This window comes from Achromobacter sp. SIMBA_011, from assembly GCF_046535435.1.
Classification (GTDB): domain Bacteria; phylum Pseudomonadota; class Gammaproteobacteria; order Burkholderiales; family Burkholderiaceae_B; genus Achromobacter; species Achromobacter dolens.
In genome coordinates this window covers 1-275 of the sequence record NZ_JAWRWN010000380.1, presented here as the reverse complement: position 1 = coordinate 275, position 275 = coordinate 1, and the positions used below count along the sequence as shown (strand labels likewise).

Genomic DNA, 275 nt, shown 5'->3' with positions numbered 1-275 from the left:
CGAATTCGACAATTTCGATCACGCAGATACCCTTTACGTCATCGCCCGCGATCGCAATGGCGAAATCGTCGGTTGCGGCCGCTTGCTGCCGACCGACGAGCCTTATTTGCTCGGCGACGTGTTCCCGACCTTGATGGGCGACGCCGCGCTTCCTCATGCCCCCGACGTGTGGGAACTGTCCCGCTTCGCGATGAGCATGCCGCGCGGCGAGTCGTTGACCGCCGAAGAGTCGTGGCAAAACACGCGCGCCATGATGTCCGAAATCGTTCGCGTCG

General features: G+C 61.8%; 1 protein-coding gene. It reads left to right on the top strand.

Going from position 1 to position 275, the window contains the following annotated elements:
- Positions 1–275: acyl-homoserine-lactone synthase (locus tag SB816_RS31375; protein ID WP_410548164.1), on the top strand; the 275-nt coding region annotated here is incomplete at both ends.